Source organism: Chitinophaga sp. W2I13, from assembly GCF_050434005.1.
GTDB lineage: Bacteria > Bacteroidota > Bacteroidia > Chitinophagales > Chitinophagaceae > Chitinophaga.
On the sequence record NZ_JBNPWD010000001.1, the window covers coordinates 5,015,819 to 5,022,991 of the forward strand.

General features: G+C 46.9%; 4 protein-coding genes. 3 read left to right on the plus strand and 1 reads right to left on the minus strand.

Features of this window, described 5'->3' with window-relative positions:
- The 3 genes from QFZ48_RS20810 (at position 1) to QFZ48_RS20820 (ending at position 6,179) form a co-directional block, all read left to right on the plus strand.
- Entirely contained in the window at positions 1-1,824 is a 1,824-nt protein-coding gene (locus QFZ48_RS20810; protein ID WP_429063417.1) for a RagB/SusD family nutrient uptake outer membrane protein, read from the plus strand.
- A 171-nt stretch (positions 1,825-1,995) separates the two neighbouring features.
- Positions 1,996-2,934: an alpha/beta fold hydrolase gene (locus tag QFZ48_RS20815; protein WP_429050153.1), complete on the plus strand. Its 939-nt coding sequence runs from the start codon at positions 1,996-1,998 to the stop codon at positions 2,932-2,934.
- Between the two features lie 197 nt (positions 2,935-3,131).
- Complete coding sequence (locus tag QFZ48_RS20820) at positions 3,132-6,179, plus strand: sensor histidine kinase (RefSeq protein WP_429063418.1); 3,048 nt, start codon at positions 3,132-3,134, stop codon at positions 6,177-6,179.
- On the opposite strand, the gene QFZ48_RS20825 is transcribed toward QFZ48_RS20820, so the two are convergent.
- Complete coding sequence (locus QFZ48_RS20825) at positions 6,169-6,810, minus strand: response regulator (protein WP_429050147.1); 642 nt, start codon at positions 6,808-6,810, stop codon at positions 6,169-6,171. The two genes, QFZ48_RS20820 and QFZ48_RS20825, sit on opposite strands and share 11 nt — an antisense overlap.
- Positions 6,811-7,173: the final 363 nt, after the last annotated feature.

Here is a 7,173-nt window from a genome sequence, read left to right on the forward strand (position 1 = left end):
ATGACGCATCATATCTTCCAAAAAAATATCCTTTTACTGGCGCTGCTGTTACTGTTTACAGCCGGTTGTAAGAAAGGCTTCCTCAATACAGTACCGGATAATATCACCACGCTGAAAGATGTATTTACAAACAGGGCGATGACAGAACAATGGCTGGCGCGCATCTACAATCCGATGCCGGATATGTGGAACCAGCCTTACAGTATTCCGTGGACAGGCCAGTGCGACGAAGTAGACTACGCATGGGTACAACCCGGTATGAACTCAGGCGCCATTACTGCGGATAACGCCAATCCATCCTATTGGAACAGTTATTACCAGACCATCCGGCAGGCGGCCATCTTCCTGCAAAATGCAGATCAGAACAAGGAGATCCTCGCACAACCCGGTGGTGAGCAGCTGCTGAAGCAATATAAAGCAGAAGCCCGCTTTTTAAGGGCCTACTACTATTGGTTGCTCATGCGGCAATACGGACCGGTAGTAATAATGGGAGAAGAACCCAAAGCCCCGGAAGACGATTTCCAGATTCCAAGAAGTCCATGGGATGACTGCGTAAACTATGTATTGTCAGAAATGGATAAAGCAATGCCGGATGTGCCGGTACTGCATATGAACCCTGTAGACCCCACTCAGCCGGATGTTACACAAACAGGCCGCATCACAAAGCCCATTATCCTGGCGGTGAAGTCGCAGATATTGTTATATAGTGCCAGCCCCTTGTTCAATGGTAATACCGAGATGAGCAACTTTAAGAACCCGGATGGCGCCGCCTTGTTTAACCCATCTTTCGACAAAGAAAAGTGGAAGAAGGCAGCCGATGCCGCTAAAGCAGTAATAGATCTTAACAGGTGGGAATTATATACTGTAGCAGATGCAGATCCGTTCCGGGCGGCTTTCCTTTCCTGCCGGAATTTATTCTTTGATGGCTGGCAAAAAGAAGCGATCTGGATCCGTACCTACTCTGATCATGTGGGTAACTGGGAACGGCATTGTTCTCCGAGGTGCGCTAACGGCTCCGGCTGGAATGGTATAGCCGTCACCCAGGAAATGGTGGATATTTTCCGTACGGCAGACGGCAAAGCTATTACGGATAACAGCAGCGGCTATACGGAAACCGGATTTACCGACGCCGCTACCCCGTATTATGTAAGTGGTACCTCCAATATGTATAATGGAAGGGAGCCCCGGTTTTATGTAGATGTTACTTTTAACGGATCAGTGATCCCGGTGGTTCCGGAAAACGGGCAATCAAGAGTGGAGTTTTTCTTTACCGGCAATTCCGGTAAGAACGGCGCCCCCAGGGACTGGCCTACTACAGGCTACACCGCCCGTAAAAATATTCATCCCAATACAGATTTCAGAAGCGGCCGTAGTTTTTCCCGCCCGGCAATGATGATCCGTCTTGGTGAAATTTACCTGAACTATGCAGAAGCATTGAATGAATACGATCCGGGAAACCCTGATATCTTAAAATATCTTAACAAGATCCGTAACCGGGGCGGGCTGCCTGATCTGGTGGCCGGCGCCAGCCAGGCGGAAATGCGTAAGCAAATTCACCTGGAACGCCAGATAGAGCTGATGTTTGAAGGCCACCGTTATTGGGATGTGCGCCGCTGGAAAGTGGCGAACACGCCGGATCAGCACCAGGGTGGGCAATTCCACGGTATGAACATTGAAAAAGGATCTTTCCTGTCTGATCCCGAATTTCATAAAAGGATAGTAGCCTTCACCAGGGCTCAATGGGATAACAAATTTTATTTTTATCCTGTACCACAAAGTGAAATTGACCGGAATAAAAAACTGGTACAGTTCCCGGGATATTAATGCAAATACGTACTTAAAAGAGCTGGTTCCTGAACGGGAGCCGGCTCTTTTTTTGCTGTCATTTTTAGCGCGGCTGCCGGCTGTCGCTTTTGGCTCCATGATTGTCGCATATGCCCTGCGGGTGAAAAAGTTTGTATGCCGAGATTTGTATCGTAAACAAAAACACACGATATGAATAAGCATATTATCAGCTCTTTCCTGGTTGCTATGGTAGTGGCGGCAGCAACATCCTGTCAGCCTGGCCCGGAGAATCAGCAAAAGGTTCCGGCTAAGCCGGAAGACACGCTTGTTACCAAGCCGGTGAAGCCGGTTGAAAGCGGCTATGCAGATGTGAACGGGCTAAAAATGTACTATGAAGTATATGGTGAAGGTAAACCTGTTGTACTATTGCACGGATCTTATATGACCATACCTTTGAATTGGTCGCACATCATTCCGCTGTTGGCCGGCAACAGGAAAGTGATAGTGGCGGAAATGCAGGGTCATGGCCGCACAAGGGATATCTCGCGCGAACTTAGTTACGAAGCCATGGCTGACGATGTATCCGGGCTGCTCCGGCATCTCAAAACAGACAGCGCCGACATACTGGGATACAGTATGGGAGGTGGCATCGCGTTCCAGTTCGCCATACGCCATCCTGAGCAACTACGCAGGCTCGTGGTGTTATCGGGTTCCTATACCCACGACGGATGGTGGCCGGATGTAGAAGCCATGTATGCTACTATCGACGCAAATATGTTCAAAGGCTCACCGATGCAAAAACAATATGACAGTCTTGGTAACGATCCGGCCCATTTCCCGGAATTTGTAAAGAAGGTCATCAGTATAGATCTGAAACCTTACGACTGGTCGAAAGAAGTAAAGAACATAAAGGCGCCGCTATTCATGGCCATCGGCGATGCCGACGGGATACGTTATGAACATGCACTGGCACTGTTTCGCGCCAAAGGCGGCGGAAAAATGGGTGACATACACGGGCTGCCTCAATCCCGCCTTGCCATCTTGCCGGGTACCACGCACATAGGGATGATGCAGCGCACCGATTGGCTGATACCCATGATCACTGATTTCCTGGATTCCGATCTGAATACGGCGCCACCTACTTTTTAGAAATACGTGACTAACGTCGATATACATACGTAATTACCGGTGAGCAATTCAGTTGATTGTCTCCATCCGGCGACCTGAAGGGTGGTGTGCAACTAAATATTTTATATCTTTACCTGATATCCAAACAAAGCGCATTTTACCGGTGATGTTGTATTGTGATATTGTATTGTCGTGTAGTCAGTGTTTTTATTGCCAAGATGAACCTTATCTTTTGTCTCAACCTGTTTTTATCCAACTTCATGCCGACCGGGCCCGTTGTTTCAATGGACACCACCGTGCATTACTTTGTCAGGCGCTTTACTGATGAAGATGGTTTGTCGCAAAACAGCGTGAAATTTATTGTGCCGGACAGGAATGGTTTTTTATGGCTGGCCACGGAAAACGGGTTAACCAGGTTTGATGGCAATTACTTTCTCAATTTCAGCAGCGACAACGTGCCTGCTTTGAAAAGTAGCAGGATGGCAAGGATTTATCCCAACGATACTGCTATTACAGTAGAAACGGATATCGGGGAGATATTAACCGTTACAGAGAGTACGGTAAAGCACATCGGGAAGGACATGTCGGGATACAGCTATATGCGATATGCTATAAATGAGAATGATTACTATCCTATCGGGGGATGGCCCGATGATCAGGCTGCCCATTTTGGAAAAGTTCGCCCTGTTGTGATGCCCCTGGGTACAGATAGTTATTTTGCAGTCTATCATGATACGATCTCTTTTATACAGCAGGGAAAATTGGATTACCGGATAACACAGTCCCGGCTTGATGTGTCGCGCTTGTTTGTTTGCGACGGCCGGCTTTTCTACCTTAGCAGGGATGGACACATAACAGGATGGGAGAAAGGGCAGCCGGTACAAGTGCCGCTGATTGGGGATGTATCGTCTGATCCCGCATTTAGTAAATGTAAGATGGAATTGTTCTGGAACCTGGCTGCGCACCAGGTTTTTCTTTATACCGATAAAAATTGTTACCAGTTACAGATAGAACCGGGCGTAGGCATACGCAGCTCCGTTGTGCTGCGGGATTTTGATTTTCACCGGAACTATATTTCTTCCATCTATTATGATCAGTCTGAAAGGCGGGTTTTCCTCGGCAGTTCTACGAAGGGCCTTTATGTTTGTACCAGGCAGCAGTTCAATGTACGTAAATCGGATGTTTCAAGGGATGAAGTATTTTATGCACAGGCCACTTTCCCCGGAAATGCGGTAGTAACGCCGTCAGGGCTTACCTTTCAGCAGGCAGGAGGATACGGCCGGCAGCCCTTGGCTTTCAACAGGGAAAACGTGCTGGAAAAATATACGTTGGCCCGCGACCAGCAGGGAAGGTATTGGGGAAGAAATGGGATGACATTGGTGGGCGTATCACCGGATTTCAGCCAGGTACTGCATAAAATTGAATTGCCCAACCTCATTGGCCAGATGTTGGCGGACCCGGAGGGAAATTTATGGGTAGGGGGGAAATATCCTGGGTTATACTATATTAAAACAGCTGATCCGGACCCCGTATTGCGGCTTCTTCCGGCGAAAGTAAACGAGGTTACCTTTGTAAAAAACGGAAAACCGGGGATCTTATGGGTAGGTACCGATAACGGACTATACAGGGTGCATCTGCCATCAGGGCGCACCGATACCATCAAGGGCCTGGAAGAGGGACGCATAAGAAGTATCTATGTCCCTAAAGAAGGAGAAGTATGGATCTCCACCTATAACCGGGGCGTTTTCCTTTACAGGAATGAGCGCCTGGTAGCTCTGCCGCAGGACCGCCAGCGGTATATGGGCACCACCCATTGTATTACCGAAGATGATCAGGGATATTTCTGGCTTACTACAAACAAAGGGTTATTCAGGATCAGGCGGCAGGATGCGCTTGATTTCGCAGACGGAAGGCAGCGCGACCTGTACTATTATTATTTCGGGAAGGAACAGGGTTTTAATACAAACGAGTTTAACGGCGGCTGTGAACCCTGCGCCTTAAAATATGAGGACGGCGATATTTCTTTGCCATCGCTGGATGGCCTCGTGCAGTTTACACCGTCTTCCATCAGGATGGAGATGCCGGATAAAGGAATATATGTCGACTGGGTGGAGCATAACCTGAAACCAACAAAAGCTTCGGAACAATTTAACCTGCCCAATAATTTTCAAAGCTTCCGGTTACACATCAGCTCTCCCTATTTTGGTGATTCCAGGAACCTGCAGTTTTATTATTCCTTGGAGAAAGATGATTGGCCGGAAGAACAGATATGGTTGCCGGTGAACAGCGACAGAACGATCACTTTTTCCTCTTTGCCATCCGGGGAGTATCGTATCCGTATCCGCAAGCTGAAGGGGTTTGGGAGAGATCAGTATATTGAAAAGGTGCTTATCATCAATGTACAAAAAGCTTTTTATGAAAGCTTGTGGTTCGGGCTGGCGGTATTAACCATGCTGATCTGCCTGATAATTTTGTTGTATAAGATACGCATCAGGAGTATTGGCCGGAAAAACCGTTTGTTGGAACTAAAGGTAATGAGCCGCACCCGGGAGTTGGAAGAAATGATGACCATACTCCAGGAGTCCGATGAACAGCTGCGTAAACAGGGTTTTATGCATAAGCGTTTACTTGCTGCTATCACCCATGACATTAAAACGCCGCTGAAGTTTTTGTTGAGGGTTAATAAAGAGGAGCCATCATCCGGTGTGTTGCAGGAGAAGGAAATAAAAACGGTTACTTACGACAGTCTTTACCGCATGCACCACCTGGTGGATAATCTCATCCATTACATGCGAATCTCCTTCCTGACAGGCGCGTTTTCTGAAGATACCGTGGATGTCCACCAACTGGTGGAAGAAAAGATGGAGATTTTCGGGCCGGTATCCGGATCGAAAGAGATACAGCTTATCAATCATATTCCACCGGGAGTTACGGTAGTAGTAAACAAGCTGTTGCTGGCAGTTGTTTTACATAACCTGTTGGATAATGCCGTTAAATATACCACCAAAGGCGTTGTAGAATTAACTGCTGAAAGAGGGGAGAGGGTTTTAACCATACATTTATCTGATACCGGCTATGGTATGCCGGCAGAAGTAAGGGACTGGATCAATCACATGGAAAATACCGGTCCGGGTCAGATGGGGGGCAGCGGAATAGGACTGATCCTCGTAAAGGAATTGCTGACGGTGATAAACGGCCGGTTGTTTGCCTATCCGGGTGTTAACGGAGGCACTAAGGTTTCATTACAGCTCCCGCTTAATGACTAGTTACCTGGTACATCTGTGCTTTTTCGATTAAGGCGATCACATTTTTTACCCCTACTTTTTCAAAAATACGCGTTTTGTAGGTGCTGACAGTGGTTAGCTGCAAATGGAGTGTTTCCGCAATTTTTATCAGGGGGAGTCCTTTGGTAAGAAGGTTCATTACTTCAATTTCCCGGGGGGAGAGCATTGAAAAGGGGTTAGAGGAATGTTCCTGCTGTCCTGTAAATTTACCTATCAGTTGTTCCCTGACTGCCCTGCTGATATACTTTTCACCACTAAGAATAGCATTGATGGCCACCCTGAATTCTTCATCCGGGGAATTTTTCTCGATATAGCCATCTGCGCCTGCCTGCAGATAGTTAAGGGCATAGAGTATTTCATCGTAGGCAGAAAAAACCAGTATTTTAATACCGGGTTGCCGGAGCTTCACTGCGTAAATCATTTGCCGGTTGTTTCCGCCGGGCATATTAATGTCCAGGATCAGCAGGTCGACATTTTGGGCTTCAATAAGGAAAATGGCTTCATCAAATGTTTTGGCCTCAGTAACAAGCATGGCGCCCGGTAGCGAGCAAATAATCTGTTTCATGCCAAGTCTTACTATAGAGTGATCATCTGCTATCAGTACATTTTTCATTGCTGGTCTAGGTTAGGGCTCATAGGTGGTATTATTGTTTGCCGGCACTAAATTAACATTTTTTTCTTCGTATATATATTACAGTGCCTTAATTTTTTATACTATATAACGTTAAGGGAACTACTACAACAAAAGGGGGATTCCCGTGCTATATTTGAAAATCAACCTGCGTACGGACTTGATAAGAAAGTGCCCGTAATTTAAGATGTGGATATGACACTAAAATGTTACGGCAGGGGTCTCATCCCTTCTATGGGAGTACCGCCAGGATTCCATCGGAAAGGATGATCTGAAAGAACACCGGGTAAAACCGGAACAGGTTTTACATACGGATACAACAAAGGATTTTCATAGGATAGGGAA

What these genes read in the sequence shown, in the direction of transcription:
- QFZ48_RS20820 (WP_429063418.1), top strand. Translation starts at nt 3,132, where the DNA reads ATGAACCTTATCTTTTGTCTCAACCTGTTTTTATCCAACTTCATGCCG.
- QFZ48_RS20815 (WP_429050153.1), top strand. Translation starts at nt 1,996, where the DNA reads ATGAATAAGCATATTATCAGCTCTTTCCTGGTTGCTATGGTAGTGGCG.
- QFZ48_RS20825 (WP_429050147.1), bottom strand. Translation starts at nt 6,810, where the DNA reads ATGAAAAATGTACTGATAGCAGATGATCACTCTATAGTAAGACTTGGC.
- QFZ48_RS20810 (WP_429063417.1), top strand. Translation starts at nt 1, where the DNA reads ATGACGCATCATATCTTCCAAAAAAATATCCTTTTACTGGCGCTGCTG.